1 protein-coding gene is annotated in these 3,186 nt (G+C 41.0%); it reads left to right on the top strand.

Annotated elements, in window-relative coordinates:
* Nucleotides 1-525 precede the first annotated feature (525 nt).
* Nucleotides 526-3,012 (top strand): hypothetical protein, encoded by a 2,487-nt coding sequence (locus tag QZY09_RS02555; protein ID WP_295667717.1) that lies wholly within the window; start codon nucleotides 526-528, stop codon nucleotides 3,010-3,012.
* Nucleotides 3,013-3,186: the final 174 nt, after the last annotated feature.

Below are 3,186 nucleotides of genomic sequence, written 5' to 3'. Positions count from 1 at the left end.
GAGCTTCCTCTTTTGGCCATGAATTGAATATTACCCGACATTTGTGAATTTGGTGGTGGTGTTACAAGTTTATTATAAAATTTAACCACCGGTTGTATAGAGCTAGAATATTTGGGCAGGATATTTTTAACAAAATGTTTGTATTTTTGACAATCAAATAGGAACAACAAGCATTTTTACAAAAATATTACAAAAAAAAATGTTCTTATTTTAAATGTTAGTGTTAAATTTACACCGTAATACAAATACATAAAAAAGTCTTCTCATAATTTAGGTTTATAATTGGTTAGTAAAGGCCCCTGCCCATCAGGGGCTTTACTTGTTTTATAGGGTTTTTTCAACCCTCCGCTAATATCAAAATCGAAAGCCTTTCCATCTGCTGCTGTTGCCGCAAAAATCTACACTGGCTTATAAAGACATTAAATGCGATTAAGGGCGCTTATTTATCCTAAAAGGTAATAGATTTACCATTGTATTATATTTTAACAAAAATTTTGTTTTTACTTTAAATAGCTGCCTCTGTTTATGTATTTAAAAATTACACGCATCGCATTAATTTACCTCTCGGGTTTAATTTTACCGGGTATCGTTATTGCACAATCAGCACAAAAAGATATAACTATCAATGCGTCCGGCATTCAAATGGTGCTGAATTATAATCACCAGGCCAGCATCACTTCGCTAACTGTTGGCGGGCAAAAGGTGATCAGTGGCGCGGATGGCGTTTTTACTTCGGTAACAATACATGGTACTGTTTATTCTTCGAAGCAGTTAAATGCATCGCCTATACGCCTAAAAACAAAAAACACCATTAAACTCAACGGCATCCATTATGGGCCGATCACTGAAAACTGGACTTTTACCATTTCCACCCAAAACATAAAATGGAGTATTGAAAGAAGCAATACAAAAGCATTGAAGGTTGACGAAGCCGCTTTTCCCGCTTTCAATTTCGATAGCATCAATACCTGGGAAGGCGCTTACCAGGGTTATGGCGGGCTGGCCTGGTTTTACCTGTTTAATGAAAAATTGTGCACTTATGGTATCCACACCCGTTCATCTGATTTCTGGAACAGCAAAAACAACACGGGGCTTAATATAACCGTTGATGCCCCGGGCAAAAATGTTTGTATGAAATACAGCCGCACCAACGGGGATAAGCTGGCCTATACCATTGGCGTTTCAGACAAAGAGATGCAATATAAAATGGATACCGGCACTAACCGGAGAAGATTTATCCGGCAAAGGACGGATGTATGGGCGCCCTATACCATCCCGGCAGGAAAAAGTCATCAAACCATAAAACTAAGCTATTTCAATTTTAACGAAAAATACGGGCGCGGAACATTTAAGGGAATTGACAGTACTGCGGTAAGTGCGGTATTAAATACCATTGCCAGGATAGGCGTTATTGACTCTCTGCATTTTGGCGGCAACAGCTGGCATACCCCCTATGGTCCTATCTGCCTGCACGAACAGTATATTGGCCAGCTGGGCCTCGGCATTAATGACCCCAAGTACCTGAAAGGCTACCAAAGCTGCCTGGATTATTACCGCGACCATGCCATAAAACCGGACGGCCGCGTGTACCCGCGCTGGGCATATACCAATGAAGATGCCATGCCGGGTAAATTTAACCAGTATGGTTTTTACGAAGCGCAATGGGGTATTTTAATGGACTCGAACCCAGACCTGGTGACTAATGTTGCTGAATTATATGACATGACGGGTGATAAAAACTGGGTAAAAACGCACCAGCTATCGTGCGAAAAAGCTTTGGACTGGGTCCTGAAACGCGACAGCAACCATAACGGGCTGGTAGAAATGATGACCAATGACCAGAGCGAAAAAAAGAGCAGTGACTGGATAGATATTATTTGGGCATCGTACGAAAATGCTTTTGTGAATGCGAAACTATACCATGCGCTTGTTAAGTGGGCCGCTATTGAACGGCAATTAAATAATAATGCTAAAGCAGGCTACTACGAAAGCTTCGCGGCCAGGCTGAAAACCAGTTTCAATAAATCGACTAAAGATGGTGGTTTTTGGGATGAGGAAAAAGGTTGTTATGTGCACTGGATTGCAAAAGACAAATCCGTACACGGCACAAATATGGTTACGCCGGTAAACTTTATGGCGATTGCCTACGGCATTTGCGATAACGATGGAAGGAGAAAGACCATCCTGGATAATATAGAAACACAGATGCAGCAGGAAAAGCTCTTCTTTTGGCCCATAGCGATGACGACATACGCCCCCGGTGAAGGAAACGGATGGCAGTTCCCTTTTCCAAATTATGAAAACGGGGACCTGTTTTTATCATGGGGTTCCGTCGGCGTAAAAGCCTATGCTGCCTATAGCCCTGCACTGGCCCTTAAATATGTAAAAAATGTATTGAACCAATATAGTAAAGACGGCCTTGCCTTTCAGCGTTATGGCAGGTTGAAGCAGGATGGATTGGGAGATGATATCCTGTCAGGCAATAGTTTGGCAATAGTGGGCCTGTACCAGGCTATTTATGGCATCAACCCTGAATATAACCGCTTTTACCTGGACCCGCATATTACGCCGGCGCTTGAAGGCACCAGTTTAAACTATAAATTCAGGAACGAACGTTTGGTTATCAACCTTGAACATGATAGGTATGCGGTTAGTAATGGCAGATTTAAAGTGGTTGCCCCAACGGATTTTGGATTTTTTTCCACCAAAACCCAATTGAGCTATTTTAATGGTAACAAAACAAATGCTGCTTTGCAAATAACTTCGGCAAAACCCTTAACCATCGAAATAAAAAACTGGGACACGGGTAAAATAGAATGGCTGCAAACTTCGGCCCCTTCATCATTACCAGTGACATATACCGTCCATCAATTAAAACCCAATTCGGACTATGTTTATAGGGTAGATGGCAAGCTTGTAAAAAAAATAAGGACTAATACTTTAGGGGATATCATGATCAGCAGGCAAAGACTGGCTCCTTCTGAGCTGATAACTATCTCGTACAAAAAATAAATAGCCTGCCCGTAGTTGATTATAATTAACCCAGTATTTACAGAAATACAAGATTTGCATTTGTCGCCGGAATAACTGTTGCTTAGTAAGTTCAATTAAGAAATGCAACAAAAGCTAAATAAATGATACCAGATAGCATACACTATCCGGCATCATTTAAGGAAAAATTAGACT

Source organism: uncultured Mucilaginibacter sp. (genome assembly GCF_903913935.1).
GTDB lineage: Bacteria > Bacteroidota > Bacteroidia > Sphingobacteriales > Sphingobacteriaceae > Mucilaginibacter.
This window is presented reverse-complemented; position numbering and strand designations above follow the sequence as displayed.